The sequence below is a fragment of the Iningainema tapete BLCC-T55 genome, assembly GCF_014698965.1.
Classification (GTDB): Bacteria; Cyanobacteriota; Cyanobacteriia; order Cyanobacteriales; family Nostocaceae; genus Iningainema; species Iningainema tapete.
The window spans coordinates 50481-66479 of the sequence record NZ_JACXAE010000080.1; the positions used below are offsets into that span (position 1 = coordinate 50481).

The 15999-nt window shown below is 43.0% G+C and carries 18 protein-coding genes; 4 read left to right on the forward strand and 14 right to left on the reverse strand.

Annotated features, from left to right (window positions below; genetic code table 11):
• Positions 1 to 8: 8 nt before the first annotated feature.
• On the forward strand, positions 9 to 590 hold the full coding sequence (locus tag ICL16_RS26070) for a Crp/Fnr family transcriptional regulator (RefSeq protein ID WP_190833818.1): 582 nt from the start codon (positions 9 to 11) through the stop codon (positions 588 to 590).
• A gap of 120 nt (positions 591 to 710) precedes the next feature.
• On the opposite strand, the gene ICL16_RS26075 is transcribed toward ICL16_RS26070, so the two are convergent.
• The 7 genes from ICL16_RS26075 to ICL16_RS26105 form a co-directional block, all read right to left on the reverse strand.
• Positions 711 to 1361 carry an NIL domain-containing protein gene (locus ICL16_RS26075; RefSeq protein ID WP_190833820.1) on the reverse strand — a complete coding sequence of 217 codons (651 nt, stop codon included), beginning with the start codon at positions 1359 to 1361 and terminating at the stop codon, positions 711 to 713.
• Between the two features lie 99 nt (positions 1362 to 1460).
• Positions 1461 to 1727, reverse strand: a complete 267-nt coding sequence (locus ICL16_RS26080) for an NIL domain-containing protein (protein WP_190833822.1) — start codon at positions 1725 to 1727, stop codon at positions 1461 to 1463.
• Between the two features lie 11 nt (positions 1728 to 1738).
• Positions 1739 to 2629: a sulfate ABC transporter permease subunit CysW gene (gene cysW / locus ICL16_RS26085; protein WP_190833824.1), complete on the reverse strand. Its 891-nt coding sequence runs from the start codon at positions 2627 to 2629 to the stop codon at positions 1739 to 1741.
• On the reverse strand, positions 2616 to 3482 hold the full coding sequence (gene cysT, locus ICL16_RS26090) for a sulfate ABC transporter permease subunit CysT (protein WP_190833826.1): 867 nt from the start codon (positions 3480 to 3482) through the stop codon (positions 2616 to 2618). Before cysT ends, cysW begins: the two co-directional genes overlap by 14 nt.
• Before the next feature lie 53 nt (positions 3483 to 3535).
• A complete protein-coding gene (locus ICL16_RS26095) occupies positions 3536 to 4675 on the reverse strand; it encodes a sulfate ABC transporter substrate-binding protein (protein ID WP_190833828.1) in 1140 nt (379 codons plus the stop codon).
• Between the two features lie 161 nt (positions 4676 to 4836).
• Entirely contained in the window at positions 4837 to 5610 is a 774-nt protein-coding gene (locus tag ICL16_RS26100; RefSeq protein ID WP_190833830.1) for a class II glutamine amidotransferase, read from the reverse strand.
• An 88-nt stretch (positions 5611 to 5698) separates the two neighbouring features.
• Complete coding sequence (locus ICL16_RS26105; protein WP_190833832.1) at positions 5699 to 6274, reverse strand: Uma2 family endonuclease; 576 nt, start codon at positions 6272 to 6274, stop codon at positions 5699 to 5701.
• Between the two features lie 161 nt (positions 6275 to 6435).
• On the opposite strand from ICL16_RS26105, the gene ICL16_RS26110 reads away from it, so the two are divergent.
• Positions 6436 to 7557, forward strand: coding sequence for a sulfate ABC transporter substrate-binding protein (locus tag ICL16_RS26110; protein WP_190833835.1), 1122 nt, complete (start codon positions 6436 to 6438; stop codon positions 7555 to 7557).
• Positions 7558 to 7609: 52 nt separating this feature from the next.
• On the opposite strand, the gene ICL16_RS26115 is transcribed toward ICL16_RS26110, so the two are convergent.
• The 5 genes from ICL16_RS26115 to ICL16_RS26130 form a co-directional block, all read right to left on the reverse strand.
• A complete protein-coding gene (locus ICL16_RS26115; RefSeq protein ID WP_190833838.1) occupies positions 7610 to 7906 on the reverse strand; it encodes a putative quinol monooxygenase in 297 nt (98 codons plus the stop codon).
• 200 nt (positions 7907 to 8106) lie between these two features.
• A complete protein-coding gene (locus ICL16_RS26120; RefSeq protein ID WP_190833839.1) occupies positions 8107 to 9459 on the reverse strand; it encodes a selenium-binding family protein in 1353 nt (450 codons plus the stop codon).
• A 35-nt stretch (positions 9460 to 9494) separates the two neighbouring features.
• Positions 9495 to 9617: a hypothetical protein gene (locus ICL16_RS46925; RefSeq protein ID WP_273039495.1), complete on the reverse strand. Its 123-nt coding sequence runs from the start codon at positions 9615 to 9617 to the stop codon at positions 9495 to 9497.
• 287 nt (positions 9618 to 9904) lie between these two features.
• On the reverse strand, positions 9905 to 10006 hold the full coding sequence (locus tag ICL16_RS46000; RefSeq protein ID WP_190833841.1) for a PEP-CTERM sorting domain-containing protein: 102 nt from the start codon (positions 10004 to 10006) through the stop codon (positions 9905 to 9907).
• A gap of 307 nt (positions 10007 to 10313) precedes the next feature.
• Complete coding sequence (locus tag ICL16_RS26130) at positions 10314 to 11375, reverse strand: isopenicillin N synthase family dioxygenase (protein WP_190833843.1); 1062 nt, start codon at positions 11373 to 11375, stop codon at positions 10314 to 10316.
• A gap of 891 nt (positions 11376 to 12266) precedes the next feature.
• Between ICL16_RS26130 and ICL16_RS26135 the strand changes: the two genes are divergently transcribed.
• Positions 12267 to 12773, forward strand: coding sequence for a sterol desaturase family protein (locus tag ICL16_RS26135; RefSeq protein ID WP_190833845.1), 507 nt, complete (start codon positions 12267 to 12269; stop codon positions 12771 to 12773).
• 35 nt (positions 12774 to 12808) lie between these two features.
• Here the strand turns inward: ICL16_RS26135 and ICL16_RS26140 are convergent, their stop codons facing one another.
• The gene (locus ICL16_RS26140; RefSeq protein ID WP_190833847.1) at positions 12809 to 15133 is read right to left on the reverse strand and encodes an FAD/NAD(P)-binding protein; all 2325 of its coding nucleotides are present in this window, start codon (positions 15131 to 15133) and stop codon (positions 12809 to 12811) included.
• A gap of 126 nt (positions 15134 to 15259) precedes the next feature.
• Entirely contained in the window at positions 15260 to 15472 is a 213-nt protein-coding gene (locus ICL16_RS26145; RefSeq protein ID WP_190833849.1) for a hypothetical protein, read from the reverse strand.
• Positions 15473 to 15571: 99 nt separating this feature from the next.
• On the opposite strand from ICL16_RS26145, the gene ICL16_RS26150 reads away from it, so the two are divergent.
• Positions 15572 to 15967, forward strand: a complete 396-nt coding sequence (locus tag ICL16_RS26150) for a hypothetical protein (RefSeq protein ID WP_190833852.1) — start codon at positions 15572 to 15574, stop codon at positions 15965 to 15967.
• Positions 15968 to 15999: the final 32 nt, after the last annotated feature.

Consider the following 15999-nt stretch of genomic DNA (forward strand, 5'->3'; position numbering starts at 1 on the left):
ATACAAAAATGTCTCTTTCAATACCTTTTCCCAATCATTCTGGAAAAAATCTCAGGATGCAATTCAAGCCCCGCTCATTCCTACCCTTGGATAATCTATGGAAAATAGAAACAGGGGTAATACGAGTTGTAACGTGGCACGAAGACGGTACGCTCGTCACGATGGGAGTGTGGGGGGCAGGAGATATTGTTGGCAAAGCTTTGTCCAAAATTGAACCATATCAGATCGAGTGTTTAACCAGAGTAGATGTGACTATTTTTCCTCTAGATGGGTTGTATCAACTGACAGATGTTTTGTTGGCACATGTTCAACAAGCTGAAGAACTAATGGTAATTCGCAGTTATAAAACAGTAGAAACTATGCTAATTAAGCTGTTAGCTTGGTTAGCCAAAAAGTTTGGGCGAGCTATAGAAACAGGACAGCTAATTGATATGCGTTTAACTCATCAAGACATTGCTGATTTACTAAACACATCTCGTGTGACAATAACTCGTGTTTTGTTGAACCTAGAGGAACAAGGATTAATTCATCGCATGACATTACATCGAATTGTGCTAAGGGAAGAAGAAATTTGGCACTATGAAATTTAGGGTCAAACTTATTCACAATGCCAGCCATCGCCCTCGGCGTTTGGCTTGCTTTGTATTCTGATTAGAAAATTAGTCTGTTTCATATTTTACTGTAATTTGACGGTTAAGAAAAGCTGTCATTTATACAATTAAGTTGGGATTACCATAAAGAGCAGAATAATCCAACCATAACGGTAGTCCCAATTCTTCTAAGTAATTTAGGCTGGAAAAAAGTTGTTTTGGTTTACCCCACAAATCCAGATTGAACCAGCCATCTGACTCTTGATTAGGATTGAGCGAAGCACTGGTAATGTTGACAGTTAAACCATAGCGCGAAACTAACTCAGAAATTACGGGTTTTTGGTAATAAGTTTTCAAGATACACAATTGCAAGCGCACTCGATTGCTTTGCCCTACCGAAACCCCATGCTGCAAACTTTCCCATTGAGTTGTTAAAGGTGCAGATTGTTTTGAATAGTTACTGTATGCAGTGGAGAATGACAAAGATGTTGGTTTACTAAGTGTTTTACCCATAATTCCCAGTTGCATTAAATCAACGCCCAATCTTTGCAAATAGCACAAACTATCTGTGATTTGTTCTGGATTACCTTGAAGTTCCAAGTCAAACCAGCCGTAGTTGTGACTATCTTGAGCTAGGGACGCTGCTGTGATATTTACAGTTAAGCCATAGCGCGAGATGAGACGGGAAATTACAGGTTGGCTGTGGTAATGCTGAGGCACCCTAATTTGACTATGAACTGGAGTAGGTTGAGTGGTTTTTCTCGGAGACATAGGACTTTTAACAGTTAACAGTTATCAGATCTCAGAAACCCGGTTTCTGTGAGAAACCGCGTTTCTCGTTTCTGTGAGAAACCGCGTTTCTCTGTTCACTTACCAAGTACCTGTACTGATGTCATGCCAGATTTCTAGACCTAAAGTATTGAGATAGGTCAGCCCACCGTCAATTTGTGTAGTTGTTCCTTGTAAATCCAAGTCAAACCAACCATCACCAATAGCATTAGCTCCGAGCATAGCAGCAGTGATATTCACCACCAAACCATAATCAGAAACTAAGCGAGAAATCACAGGTTCTTGGTGATAGTCTTTGGGAATTCTCAGGCGAATTCGTTTATGGTTAAGCGTATTTTCGGAAATCATACTGTACCACTTTAATGTTGTCTTCGTTTCGCACCGCCTGTTCTCCGTTCCAAAATCTCCTTCAACACCAAAGTTAAAACTGCTAGAAAGGCTAATAATACGGCAGCAGAAAAAGCTGCTTCAGTTTCATACTGTTTGTATGCATCCTCCACATATAAAGGTAAGCTTTGTGTTTTTCTGGCGATGTTTCCTGACACTACAGAAACAGCACCAAATTCACCCATTGCTCTAGCGTTGGTTAATAGCACACCATATAGTAAGCCCCAACGTATACCAGGTAGGGTGACGCGCCAAAATATCTGCCAATCATTTGCTCCTAAAGTTTTAGCTGCTTCATCTTGATCGCTACCCATCTCCTCTAATACAGGAATCACTTCACGAGCGACAAAGGGCATACTGACAAAGGCTGTCGCCAGGATCATTCCCGGCAAAGCAAAGATGACTTTGATATCGTTGGCTTCTAAAATGCTACCAAACCAACCATTGCGCCCATACAGTAACACAATCATTAGACCGGCTACTACAGGGGAGATGGAAAAGGGTAGGTCAATAATGGAAAGCAGCAGAGTACGTCCTGGAAACTTTTTGCGGGCGATCGCCCAAGCTGCACACAGACCAAAAACTGTATTTACAGGCACAGAAATTAGAGCCAGTAGCACTGTTAGCCAAGCTGCATTGAGAAAATCTGGTCTGGTTAAGTTGTTTAAAAACGGTCCTACTCCTTTATGAAAAGCTTCGATAAAAACATTAATAGCCGGAATGTAAATTACCAAGGCTAAATACAATATCGCTGCACCAATCAAAAATATAGTTGTCCAATTTCTGGGCTTAGTTTGCTTTTGATTGTCTGGATCGCTAGTACTATGAAGACTAGGTAAATTTTGCACGTCACTTTGTGTCATATCTTCTTCCCCAAGCTTGTAATAAATTAATTCCCAGCAACATCACCAAAGAAATTAGCAGCAATATGATGCCGATTACAGTTGCACCAGCATAGTCATACTGCTCCAATCGCTGGAAAATGAGTACAGGTGCAATTAAATCTTTGAAAGGAGTATTGGAAGCAATAATTACGGTTGAGCCGAATTCTCCAACTGCACGAGCAAAACCCAAAGCCACACCTGTCAAAATTGTGGGAAATAGAGGTGGTAAAATCACCTTCACAAAAGTTTGCAATTGACTTGCACCCAAGCACCAAGCCGCTTCTTCTACTTCCTTTTCCATTTCCTGGAGTACGGGTTGCACAGTCCGCACTACAAAGGGAAGAGAGATGAACGTCATCGCTACTCCCACCCCCAGACGAGTGAACGCTATCTTAATGCCAAAGGGTGCAACCAAAGAACCAATCCAGCCATTTTCGCTGTACACTGTCGCTAATGTTAAACCTGCTACCGCTGTTGGCAAGGCAAACGGTAAATCTATGGAAGCATCAATTAACTTCTTCAATGGGAAATCGTAGCGGACAAAGACCCAAGCAATTAACGTACCAAATACACCATTTGCTAAAGCAGATATTAAAGCCGTAACAAAAGTTACATCATATGTAGCTAATGCAATGGGACTGGTAGCGATTTCCCAAAACTTTGCCGGAGGCGTGGTAAACGCTTTGAGCAACATGGCGACTATCGGCAAAAATAACATCACACTTAGGTATACCCAAGTGATTCGCCATGTCCAATGAATTCGATTTAACTGAAGCAAAAACCCCTTCCAGCCTGGAGTTGTGTTGCTAAATTGTGGAGATGATACAGCCATAGTTTTTTATTGGGGATGTGGGGTAGAGACGTTCCGTCGGAACGTCTCTACAATTACCGTTTGATTTTTGTTTGTATTTTGTCGAATAAAGCGCCATCGTCAAAGAATTTCTTCTGAATGGCATCCCAGCCGCCGTATTCTTGAACTGTGCCTAGATTTTTGACCTTAGGATATTTTTTGGCAAGATCTTTTGTTTGAGCTACTGTCTCATCTACAGGTCTAAATCCTACTTTGGCAAATTCCTGTTGTGCTTCTGGTGTATACAAATATTTGACAAAAGCTTCTGCTACTTCACGAGTACCATGCTTATCTACATTTTTGTCTACCAATGTAATGGGGTTATCGATGGAGATGTTGACATCAGGAATTATGTATGGTAGCTTCTGCCCTTTTTGTGCCGCGAAGATAATTTCGTTTTCGTAGTTAATCAGAGCATCACCCTGATTTTTCTTAAAGAATACGTCAGTAGCTTCACGGGCATCTTTTGTGAGTACTGGCACACTAGTGTACACTTTGGTCACAAATTCAGTTGCTTTATCTTCTCCTCCACCTGTTTTAATTACTGAGTTCCACAATGCTAAGAAATTCCAACGTGCAATGCCTGATGTTTTGGGATCGGCTGTAATTAGTTGGACTCCATCTTTGCCTAAGTCTGCCCAAGTTTTGATGTTTTTGGGGTTTCCTTCACGGGTAACTATTGCAGCAACACTTTTGGAGACAATGCTATTATTGGGGGCTTCTTTCTCCCATCCAGGCTCAATTAGTCCTGCTTTCTGAATCTTGTCTGTGTCTAAAGCTAATGCTAAATGGACAATATCTGCTTCTAAACCATCTATCACAGCCCTTGTTTGAGAACCAGATCCGCCATAGCTTTGGTTGAAGGTGACGTTTTGGTTACGTTCTTGCTTCCATTTTTCTACGAACTTGGGTATAATAGCGTCGTGAGCAGCCTTGGTGACGGCAAAAGAAACTAAGTTGATTTGCACATCCTGTTTGTTAGCAGCCACAGGGCTAGCACTAGTACCTGTATTACTACCAGTGTTAGCAGTATCGCTACCACCAGAACAAGCGGCGATCGCCACACTCAAGCTTACTCCCACTAAAAACAGTGATAAAAAGCTTTTGATGGACTTGAGCCTCAGCCGATTACTGATTTCCCCTGATTTTTTTAATGCACACTGCCAAAAATTCATTTCGTTTCCTATATTCAGATAACTACTGTTTATTGGTAGAGTTATAGTATCACTTGTGTAAATATCTTATATAAGAGCAGGTTAAATTTCAAGAGAAAATCTTCACTTTTCCGCTCAAGGAGGTGAAGATTTTATGTATATGACCTGTGGTAGATTTCAATTTATACAAATTTATGGGGTAAGCCGTCTTGAAACACTAGTAATTCTCCAGGTTGGATTTGTGTCCAAATTTCATTATCAGTTAAGGGGGTAGTAGCGATGACAGCAACGCGATCGCTCGGAGTCGTCAGTTCGCTGAAATCTACCGTTACATCTTCGTCAATCAAGTGGGCTGCGGCAAAAGGCGCTTGGCGCACAATATAGGAGAGTTTGGTTGAGCAATGGGCAAAAAAGTGTTCTCCATCTGAAAGCAAGTAGTTAAATATTCCTTGACTTGCCAGAGTTTTTGAGATGTCATTCAGCAAAGAGTAAAGTTGTTCTAAAGACGGCTTCCCGTAAGGAAAGTATTTTCGCAACTCATCTAGTATAAGGCAGAATGCTTTTTCACTATCAGTGTTGCCCACAGCTTGATAAAACTTCATACCTTCTGGTTGAAAACCAGGTAAATCTCCATTGTGAGCAAACACCCAGTAACGTCCCCACAATTCCCGACGGAAGGGATGACAGTTTTCTAGAGCAATTTTACCTTGAGTAGCTTTGCGGATATGGGCAATCACATGGGTAGAGTGGATGGGATAGCGTCGTACTAACTCAGCGATGGGGGATATCACCGAAGGTTTGTCATCTAACAAAATCCTGTATCCCTTTCCTTCAAAGAAAGCTATGCCCCAACCATCACGATGATCGTCAGTTTTCCCTCCCCGCGCCGCAAAGCCCTCAAAAGAAAAGCAAATATCTGTTGGTGTATTGCAATTCATTCCTAGCAATTGGCACATGGATGTTAGAAGCTCTCTTTCCAGTTATGAATGGTCTAGCTCAAAGATACTTCATAACGGCTCCACAATCTGGTACTATTGCTGCAATCTACCTTTTGCGCTGAAGAACTTGAAGAGCCGTCATGCGCAGTACCTCAAACTCGGATTGAATCACCATTTCTCCTGTGTACACAGCTTCTTCGTAAAAACCAGCAACTAAAGTGTAAACTGTTATGTTGCTTTGTGGTGGGTTAATTACCCAATACTCCCTAACACCTCTAGCTGCATATTCAGAGCGTTTGAAGCGATAGTCGCGCTCCTGATTAGTTTTACCTGGTGATGCGACTTCAATAATCAACTCAGGTGGAGGCATATCGCGGGTGATAGTTCCGCGATTATCTCCCAGAATTTCTGCTAATTCTTCTGACAAAAGCATTAAATCGGGCAAGCGCGTTTGAGCCATTGCTCCAGACACTTCAATTTCAGTGTCTTTGTGGCAAAGCCTTTCCTCACTGAAAACTTCCAATAGTTTCGCCAAGAGGAACAATGCGATTTTTGAGTTACCCCTATCCTCTGGTGGCATTGCTACTAATTCCCCTGCAACCAGTTCATACTGCTTGTCTGTCCCATCATCGTAAGCTAGGTACTCCTCAAAGGTCATTCGTGACTTCGTTGTTGTGGTCATCGCTCCAGCCCCACTTAACATTTCTATTCTACCCTGTTGGCAAAACAATTGTATGTAAAAATACTTGCTTTTTCTCACTGTCTATGAGATTGTATTTAATCAATCAAATACTTAATGTCTACCTATAAAGCGTAGATAAAATCAAAAAGGAAAATCTTACGATGGAAGCTCCCAAATCGAATTCTGGTAAATCCATACTGCAAACCGGAAAAAAATCTTATCATCGCGCCCGCACATTGCTGGTAGCCACAGGTTTCAGTCTAAGTGTGGGGCTACCCGTTTACGCAGGGATTGCCTTACAAAACCAATCTTCACCTGAGTACTCCAAATCTCAACTAATCGCTCAAAATAAACCTGTTGAACTGACTTTAGTTTCCTACGCTGTAACCAAAGAAGCTTACTCAAAAATCATTCCTCTATTTGTACAAAAGTGGAAGAAAGAGCGTAAACAAGATGTAGTTTTTCGCGAAAGTTACGGTGGTTCTGGCAGCCAAACAAGAGCTGTAATTGATGGCTTGGAAGCGGATGTAGTAGCTCTAGCTCTAGGATTTGACACAGACAAAATTCAGCAGGCGGGGCTGATTAAACCAGGTTGGGAAAAAGAAGTTCCCAACAATGGGATCGTTACTAGATCAGCAGTAGTGCTGGTGACTCGTCCTGGAAATCCCAAAAAAATTAGTGGTTGGGCTGACTTAGCCAAACCCGGAATTCAAGTCGTAACTGCTAATCCCAAGACTTCTGGAGTAGCGCGTTGGAACTTTCTCGGACTGTGGGGATCAGTAATCAATGCAGGCGGAAATGAAGCTAAAGCCCGTGATTATGTGGCTAAAGTTTATCAAAATGTCGCTGTTTTACCTAAAGATGCTAGGGAAGCTAGTGATACTTTTTATAAGCGAAATCAGGGAGACGTGCTGTTGAACTATGAGAATGAAGAGATTTTGGCTAGTATCAAAGGACAATCTCAATTTCCTTCAGTGCTTCCTCCAGTCAATATTTCCATTGACACCCCAGTTGCTGTTGTAGACAAAGTGGTGGATAAGCGCGGTACTCGGCAAGTCGCTGAGGCTTTTGTCAAGTTCTTGTTCACGCCAGAAGCTCAACGAGAATTTGCCAAAGTAGGGTTCCGTCCTGTTGATGCTACAGTAGCTAAGGAAACACAGAAGCAATTTCCTAAGATTGGCAAACTCGCTACTATCCAAAACTTCGGCGGTTGGGGAGCAGTTCAGAAGAAGTTCTTTGATGATGGAGCTATTTTTGACCAAATTCAGGGAGGTAGACGTTAGTAGTAAGGCTGTAGGGCAGGCAAGATGCCTGCTCCACAAGAAATAGCTATTTTTAAGCCAATAAATTGTAAAAGCGGACTTCGGGTTCAGAAGCAATTCCTTTGAGTTTAGCTAGTACTTCCTTAAGATGGGTTGAGGCTAAATGAACATCAAAGGCATCTTTTGAAGCCCATTCCTCCACAAAAGTGAAGTCTGTTGGCTCAGACTGATTTTGTAGCAATTCATACTTAATACAACCTGCTTCTTGTCGAGTTGGTTCAATTAGCTCCAGCAGCACAGCCTTGACTTCTTCTATCTTTTCTGGTAAAGCTACGAAACGGGCAATAAGGCGAAAAGTTGAATTTGTCATAAGTAGGTAGGCGTAAATAAATGAAGTACTTAGCAGTAGAGATTAGCTCAAAAACAAGGTCAGTTAGCATTACTTTTTAAGCACAATGTAGAGACGCGAAATTTCGCGTCTCTACTACTTTTACAAAATTAAATACGGTTTATTTATCAAATTATCTTATTTATTCGCGGAGCATTTTCAGATGAGTGTATTTGCTGTTGCTAAATCCAGATATCAGAGGTGGAATCGCCGCCTGGATAGCGTATCTCATGGGCGCGAGCGGGACCACTGGGTTCTTTGCCAAAGTCAACATAAAAGTTCTCGTTAATCTCCAATCCTCCTTTGTTTGCGTCACAATCAATTTGTAAAAGGTAAGAACCTGTTTGAGCTAAATCTGGGTAGAACTGATTATCCCAGGTGCTAAATAGGGAGTTAGTGACGTAGAGCCGCCTGCCATCTAGACTTAGTTGTAGCATTTGCGGTCCTCCAACGAGCTTGTGACCTTTAACTTCACCGCTCTTACCTAACAAACCTCCGCACCAAACCTGTCCGGTTAGCTTGGGATGGGTAGGGTCAGTGATATCATATTGTCGGATGTCTCCATGTAGCCAGTTGGAAAAGTAAAGATAGCGATCGTCCAGAGATACCAGTAAATCGGTAATCAACGAGGGAACTGGGAAAGGCCAGCCTGCTAGTTCTACCGCAGGCACATCCACTACTTTCTCTACCTGCCAGGAGCCATTGGGCTTGTGCCAGTGCCAGATATTGCTGCTAAGAGCGGCTCCTACGTAGCCATGAGTACTGTCAGGATTGTGGTGAAAGCGGACTTCTAGGGGAATTAAGCCTTCCTCTCCCAAGTCAAAACTTTGAATGATATCGTGCTTGTGCCAATCCCAAAAATGTATTTGTTTCCCATAATTGCCAGCCTGGACATCATTCAAGTCAAAGCCAGGGTAAAAGGTTTTGGGTGCGCCCCATTCACTGCTAACCATCACGTTGTGCCGGGGTTGATACCAAAAGTCATAGTTGTACTTCATGGCATCAGCTTGATGCTCCCAACGCCCGATGATGTCAAAGTTTTCATCAAGTAGTAAAAAGCCACCAGGTCCATTTCCCTCGCTGTCTCCCAACATTGAGATCATCACTTGACTATTTGCCAGACAGTGAACTGTATGGGGGGCAGTAAGATTGGTTTTTGCTTTTATTTCCTCTGCCTCAATCACCTTGTGGAGCTTAGGTGCTTTAGGTTCAGCGGTATCGACGATGTAAATACGACTAGAACGAAATCCTGGAATGATTAAATAGCGTCGCGATTTACTGGCATCATCGTGGCAAGAGCTACAGGCGTTCCAACCAAAATGGTGTAGCTCATCTCCGATGTATGGCATAGTCAGGCGATGAATCACCTGGGAATAGGTGGGCGAGTCTGGGTTAGCATCCACTGTTGCCAGGTAATCTGGTTCTTCAATTCCCGATCCAGTGTAGAGGGCGATCGCATACAGGAGCTTTTCCCTATCTGCTTTGCTCGCCGCTTCTGGGGAGGCATAGCCGGGTCCACAACAGGCATGTGCCATATTTTTACCCTCAAAATTGATCACGCACAAGTTAATTACAGCAATTCTACCGGATTACCGTAAGAAATGACCGCCATACCAACCACTAAAGCTAAAGTTAGTCGGAAAGCTATACTCTGCCAATCGCTTGGACTGAAAAACATTTCATTCATAGTCATAACAGTAGGAAAACGAAAACTGGGTAAAGCTAGCCGACGTTATGTAGGATCTACAATGTCGTAGTCTTAAGTATTTTCATTTACTACGGTAAACCGCTCGAATTATGGTATATTAAAATTCAGTTTAAGTATAAAGTTAAGTTAAAATTAACTAATTTAACAAAAAATTAACATATGGGGTGAATTGATGGAACAGTCTGATCCGAAAGACAAAAGCAGTTTTCTCTACCCTCGGGGGCGCTATTACGGTCAAGTTAAGCCCGACAGATCAAACGTGCTTACTTAAATCAGCCTGCAACAGTTCGCTGACGATTTAAGATAGTTCCCAAACCACCAATGAAAAGTACACCTAAAATAGTGGTAGGTTCGGGAATGGCTTTTGCTGCCACAATCTTGAAATCAGGTCCGTTTATAGACCAAAAATACACTTATTTGACTGAATATTACTAAGCACTACAAAAGTAATTGCACAGACTTAAACATGTGCAACAAAGCAACAAGCGAAGTTTTAGACTTCCCTACGCACAAAGGTTGTCAGTCTTTCAGTTGTTGAAAGCTTTTGCAACAGCCTTTTTTATTACTGTATCTCTACAAAATTACAGTAGATAAATATAAATATCCCACAGTTTTTTGTCTGCGTCAACTAAAAAAGTTGTATTACCTTAACTTTTTATACCTTGGTTATTTCTCAATAATTCATAAAACTGTACGACGCAATTCTGGGAAAACTTTAGACACCTTGCTCAACACATAATCACCATAGGTTCCCCGAAAGGCGTGGACGCTAGCTCGATCCCAACGTTCTTCAAGATCGTCATGCACCCCAGAGCGCAGTTCAATGGGCTTGACTTCCACGTGGAAGTTGGGATCGAAGAAGAAGGGGAAAGAAAGGCGCGAGCGTCCCGATTGGTTTTGAACGCGGTGAGGTGTGGAACGATACAAACCGCCCGTCATGCGATCTAGCATGTCCCCAATATTGCACACAAACGAACCAGGAACAGGAGGCGCAGCGATCCAGCCTGACTTAGACTTCACCTGCAATCCACCAGAGTCGTCTTGTTTGAGAATGGTTAAAACACCGTAGTCAGTATGTTCTCCCACCCCCCACCTAGTTCCACTATCAGATGATGATGAATCAGGAGGGTAGTTAAATATACGAAATAATGTCAATGGGTCTGATGTGTAACGGTCAGTGAAGTAGGATTCTTCCAGCCCAAGGCTGAGAGCAATACCAGTCATGAGAGTGTGTCCAAGTTTCGTCATTGCCTCCATATATTCCAGTACTGTCTCCCGGAATAATGGTATGTTGGAGGGAAAGAGGTTGGGACCATGCATGGGAGTGTCAGCTTGCACAAGCGGGTGATCCTCTGCCAATTCCGCACCAAAGTAAATTCCCTCTTTCATGTCGGGTTTGCCAGATGTTAATTCGCCTCCAACCGGAAAGTACCCCCGCCATGCTTTACCACCCAGAGCCATGCGAATTTCCTGTTTAGTTTCCAACGGCTGCGCGAAAAACTGTCGGCTGAGTTGTTCGAGCCTTTGTTGCAACCCTTCATCTACGCCATGCCCAATAATATAGAAAAACCCGCACTCAAGACATGCCTGCCCGATTTGAGATGCAACTGTCTGGCGTAGACGTGGCGGTTTGCCTTTGGCATCGCATTCCGTCGGAGAATCGCCAATTCCAGTCACCAACGCGCTGATATCAATTACTGGGACTTGAGAAAACTCTTTGCCTACAACTTGCGATATTTTCATACTGGTAACAAAGAAACATGTGCTTATTAAAATTTCACATCACTAACGATATTAATCACTTTGAATCCCAGTGTTTTTATGGTAAAATCTAGCTTTTCGATAGCTTTGTGAGAAGTGACAACACTGCTCAAAATTAAAGCACATGATAATAAATTATCACATAGCATCTGAGCCAAATACAACTATTTTGTAATCAAAATATATGTAAACTTAAAATTAAGTAATACTAATTGTGAGTATAACTAAATATATTGCAAAAAAAATGCCTTGCCTTGGATGAGGTCTTGTGTTTTTTCAGGGACTGTGCAATAGTATAATCATAAATATACGTTAAATATATAAATTTAGCGTATTTTATATAGTAATGAAAGATTTTTAAGGACTTTGGGAACTCGTTCCACTTTCTCCAGAGTTGATTTAGGAACAATAATACGCTGCTGATGTCTTTTATCGCTTTGGTTTACTCTCGAATCAAATCAACGTTTCTGAGGCACTATTAACCGATCCACTCAGGGTGTTTGATGCCGTTGCTATATCTAACAAATAATTTATTGTTCTCCTCGCGAGAGAAAGAGATGAATGGAAAAGAATGATTGTATCATTTCTCTTCTTACTGTTTATCTCTTTCTCTTTTTCTTTTGAATATTATTCAATAATGAAACAGCAGAACCTCCTGAATTTGCTAAGTAGAGAGTTGATTGTGTAACTGTGTACGATCGCTTGCTTTTTACTGCAATTTATGCAAGAGTATTATTCAACGGCAAAAATACGGTAATTTGATAAACTTTAAGTAAATAAAATTTTGGCAATACAAGCTCCGCCCAATCTTAGGGCATCGCTAGTAGAAGTCAACGATACGCTTAACAGTTTTCCCTTCAAAAAGGAGTCAAAATGTTTGAGGCTTTGGCTTTTGCTTGGCTATTACTGTTTTTTGGTGACTTTCTTTCTACCTTCTGCTACCACGTACCCGAACATGTTTTTGGTAGCCTCCATCTAAAAACACACCACTCGGCAAAGAAAGAATTCCGTCACTACGCTATCCTGTTGTTCAATTACAAGATTCTTTTAGATGGTTTTCTGGGTGCTTTACCGTATATACTCGTAGCGTTAATTTTATGGTCTTTTTCTCCCGTCGGCGTAGTCTTGGGATTGCTTTTTGGTCAGTTTCATGTATGGTGGAGACATACCAGTGTTATCGGTTGGCAAACTCCGAAGTTTGTGAATTTTTTGTGTCAGATTCTGTTCATCACAACTCCTGAGCAACATTGGCTTCACCATCAAAAAACTAACGTAGGCTTTGGCGATATTTTTACATTCTTTGATCAACCTGCTAAAATTTGGTTCTGCTGGCTACGCTTTCTCAGACTGTACCTGCGTTCCTTACTGATTCAGCATTAGTACATGGCTAATAGCTGAAGTCTATATAAGCACTCTTAAATGTACATAGCAAAGTAGTCCTCATAAATTTCAGTATTGGTTGATAACGTTAGTTCTACTTTTTCACGCTCTGCATCGATCGCCGAAGTGCCATTAGAAAGACTTGCTTCTGGCATAAAATCGCCACAGTATTCATTGGCGGGTACGGCTTCGTTCATCTTTTTAGGATAGCTTAAACCCAGATGGTTCATGATCGTGATAAATTGATCGCGGCTACGATCACTAAATCGGGGATTGAGGCGTTTTTCTTCGCCAATTGTAGAAACGGTGCGCCCTTTGTAATCATGGGCGGGATAAACTAGGGTTTCCTCTGGGAGAGTAAATAACTGTTGTGTCACAGTATCGTACAGAATGCCTGCATCGCCCGATTGAAAGTCTGTGCGTCCACAGCCCCGAATTAATAAGGCATCCCCTGTTAATAGATGAGTTTTGTTGACTAAATAAGCCAGATGACTATCGGTGTGCCCTGGTGTGGCAATCGCCTCAATCCGTACAGTTCCCACAATTAAGGTTTCGCGATCGCCAAGGGAGTGATCCGCAGACCGAGCAGTACTATTTAAGGGTACCATTACCTGACAACCTGTTTGTTGTCTCAGTTTACCTGCTCCGGTGATATGATCGGCATGGATGTGAGTTTCCAAACAGTAGCGCAAGTTCAACCCCAAGTCATCCAGCACTTGTAAATCACGGTCTACTTGTTCTAATACTGTATCAACCAGCACCGCTTCTTTCGTTTGACTGTCCGCAATCAGATAAGTGTAAGTACTGGATTCCGGGTCAAAGAATTGGCGAAACAACAGTGTTGACTGGGGAATGGGGGATCGAGGAGCTTTGCTGTCAAGTTCAATGGTGCGATCAAAGGGTGAAACGGGACGTACTCTCACTGGGAGTGACTGCAACAGCGTTGCCGCTAGTGCCTGTGCCTGCTCACGCAATTCTGGGACGGCGATCGTTTCAAACAAATTGCCTTTGCGCGGCGTACCCAAGGTATAGAGCAGGGTTGAACGGTTGCCCTGAGCATCGAATACTACACCATCAGCGGCAGTATCCATCCCCAAGCCAATTTCGTTGGGACGGATCAACCCTTGGTCAAGTAAACTGGCAATTATTAGGGGTTGGGGCGATCGCCGATAATCTGCGTGAACCCCAGTGCAATTCACTACGCGACTAACCTGCAAAACCCAATTCATTGTCGTTTGACGTCGGCGAACTGTCACTGCTACCCCGTCAGATACCGTTTGATAGTCCTGAATGCGCCCGGAGGTAATAGTTAGTTGTCCTGAATCCAGCATTGCTTGGATAATCTTGCCAATTTCGGGGGCAATTCGATGCCGATGCACATCCCAATAGGGGGTGGCATGGCGTAAAAAACGCTGCTGCTCCACGCGGGGCAGTTGCTGCCACAGTTGCTGAGTGATGGGACGCAGGGAATCAATCACTGATCGCCAGTCGTATCCCTGCGCCTCTGCCGTCTGCACCTCACTGCGAATGCGCCGGAGCAAGCCTCGAATTGTTTTAGGTGCGGTGTCAGGGGTTAAAAAGGCGGGGTAGGGTTTTGTCGATTGATGTGGCAATGGTTTCAAGCCCCGGCGAGACACGGCATGAATTTTGCCTCGATGGTTGCGCTCGTGGAGTGCCACCACCATATCCACCATCGTTAATCCAGTGCCAATTAGCAATACAGGCGCATCCGGCTCAAGCTCTTTCAAAGCATCGATTGACCAAGCATGGCGTAGGTAGGAGTTGTTGGTGCGATCGTTTGACTGTGATGTTGGAGGTGGAGAAAGTGGAGGAGGTGTGGATGCATTTCCTACTGCCAGCACAATTTTATCTGCCACGAAAGTACGGCTGCTCCGTAAGGAGACGATCGCTTGTTTTGCTTGTGGCTCTACTGCTACCACTTCATCAATGACGCGCTCTAGCCGAACGTTACTTGAAGCCGTAGCTTCTGCTTCCTCCAGAATGGACTGGATATAAAGCCCGTAGATCTGACGGGGAATGAAGCTGCTGGCGTTCAAATCTTTGGGCAGGTATACCGCCAACTCGTTACGGTTATAGTGGAGCCAGCGCAACAGATGACCGGGATCATCGGGAAAGGCACTCATCTTGCCTGCGGATACATTCAGCAAATGGCTGTTGGTGTTGGTGCTGTAGGCAACTCCCTTGCCAATTTCGTGACTGCGCTCAATCAGCTTGATCAGCAGAGGTCGATTGGCAGTTTTTAACAGGTGAGCCGCTACTAAAGAACCACTGAAGCCAGCGCCGATGATCGCGACCGTGGTAGTTGAAGGATGTGCTGTCAGGAAATTAGAATCAATCACGGTGCTTAATAATGTTTATAGTGACAAATGTTCGAGTAGCAGATTGCTACTCACAAAATCCCAGATGACATCTCCTCAGGCACTAATGCTTTTATTAAACGCCCGTGGTAAAAATAATTTTGTCTATTATACTACAGATTTATCGGGTTTTGTGTGTATGACTTGGAAGACTGCCAAAAATAGATAGTTTGCCCTACTAGAGTCTGCATCCAACAACATTCTACAGTGGCGATCGCTACAAGCAAAAACGAACTCGCCCAGCCCAACTTCCAACACTTTACTACCTATCTTTGAGACATGATTCTTAAAGTTAGAGACAGCCAACAACCAGATCATCATTACTGACTGGCTATAGTCATCCTCTCAGGTGATGTCACAAAGAAATTTTCAACGCTAAATTAAAAATACCAGGAGTTCTCAACTCTGGAGACTAATAGTATGAAAAAAATTATTCCTATTCTTTTAGTAGCTTTAGCAACCACTACTGGATTTCTACTTAACACTCAGCCTGTTGAGGCACATGGACGTTACTACCGCAAACATTACTATCGCCGATATTATCCATTTCCAGCCAGATCTTGCTTTCCCGTAACTCAGTGGTATCTTAAAGAAGACCCAGGCTATCATCCTCAAGCCTATTCCGATGGTTATCGTCAGGGACGTGAGAGCGCAAAAGACGGAGATAAGTACAAGCCGCGTACTGCAGGTGGTGAATTTGCGCGTGGTTTTGATGACGGTTACTACGGTAGGAAATTTGCTGGGCAGAGGCAAATTGTTGCTAACACCTATGTACCATATACCTCATCAGATTGCGGCTGGTATGGATTTTATTAAACTCGTCCCCACTCACTCGTTTTCAGCCTCCG

Coding starts and splice junctions, on each gene's coding strand:
- ICL16_RS26070 (WP_190833818.1), top strand. CDS start 9: ATGTCTCTTTCAATACCTTTTCCCAATCATTCTGGAAAAAATCTCAGG.
- ICL16_RS26075 (WP_190833820.1), bottom strand. CDS start 1,361: ATGTCTCCGAGAAAAACCACTCAACCTACTCCAGTTCATAGTCAAATT.
- ICL16_RS26080 (WP_190833822.1), bottom strand. CDS start 1,727: ATGATTTCCGAAAATACGCTTAACCATAAACGAATTCGCCTGAGAATT.
- cysW (WP_190833824.1), bottom strand. CDS start 2,629: ATGACACAAAGTGACGTGCAAAATTTACCTAGTCTTCATAGTACTAGC.
- cysT (WP_190833826.1), bottom strand. CDS start 3,482: ATGGCTGTATCATCTCCACAATTTAGCAACACAACTCCAGGCTGGAAG.
- ICL16_RS26095 (WP_190833828.1), bottom strand. CDS start 4,675: ATGAATTTTTGGCAGTGTGCATTAAAAAAATCAGGGGAAATCAGTAAT.
- ICL16_RS26100 (WP_190833830.1), bottom strand. CDS start 5,610: ATGTGCCAATTGCTAGGAATGAATTGCAATACACCAACAGATATTTGC.
- ICL16_RS26105 (WP_190833832.1), bottom strand. CDS start 6,274: ATGACCACAACAACGAAGTCACGAATGACCTTTGAGGAGTACCTAGCT.
- ICL16_RS26110 (WP_190833835.1), top strand. CDS start 6,436: ATGGAAGCTCCCAAATCGAATTCTGGTAAATCCATACTGCAAACCGGA.
- ICL16_RS26115 (WP_190833838.1), bottom strand. CDS start 7,906: ATGACAAATTCAACTTTTCGCCTTATTGCCCGTTTCGTAGCTTTACCA.
- ICL16_RS26120 (WP_190833839.1), bottom strand. CDS start 9,459: ATGGCACATGCCTGTTGTGGACCCGGCTATGCCTCCCCAGAAGCGGCG.
- ICL16_RS46925 (WP_273039495.1), bottom strand. CDS start 9,617: ATGACTATGAATGAAATGTTTTTCAGTCCAAGCGATTGGCAGAGTATA.
- ICL16_RS26130 (WP_190833843.1), bottom strand. CDS start 11,375: ATGAAAATATCGCAAGTTGTAGGCAAAGAGTTTTCTCAAGTCCCAGTA.
- ICL16_RS26135 (WP_190833845.1), top strand. CDS start 12,267: ATGTTTGAGGCTTTGGCTTTTGCTTGGCTATTACTGTTTTTTGGTGAC.
- ICL16_RS26145 (WP_190833849.1), bottom strand. CDS start 15,472: ATGATGATCTGGTTGTTGGCTGTCTCTAACTTTAAGAATCATGTCTCA.
- ICL16_RS26150 (WP_190833852.1), top strand. CDS start 15,572: ATGAAAAAAATTATTCCTATTCTTTTAGTAGCTTTAGCAACCACTACT.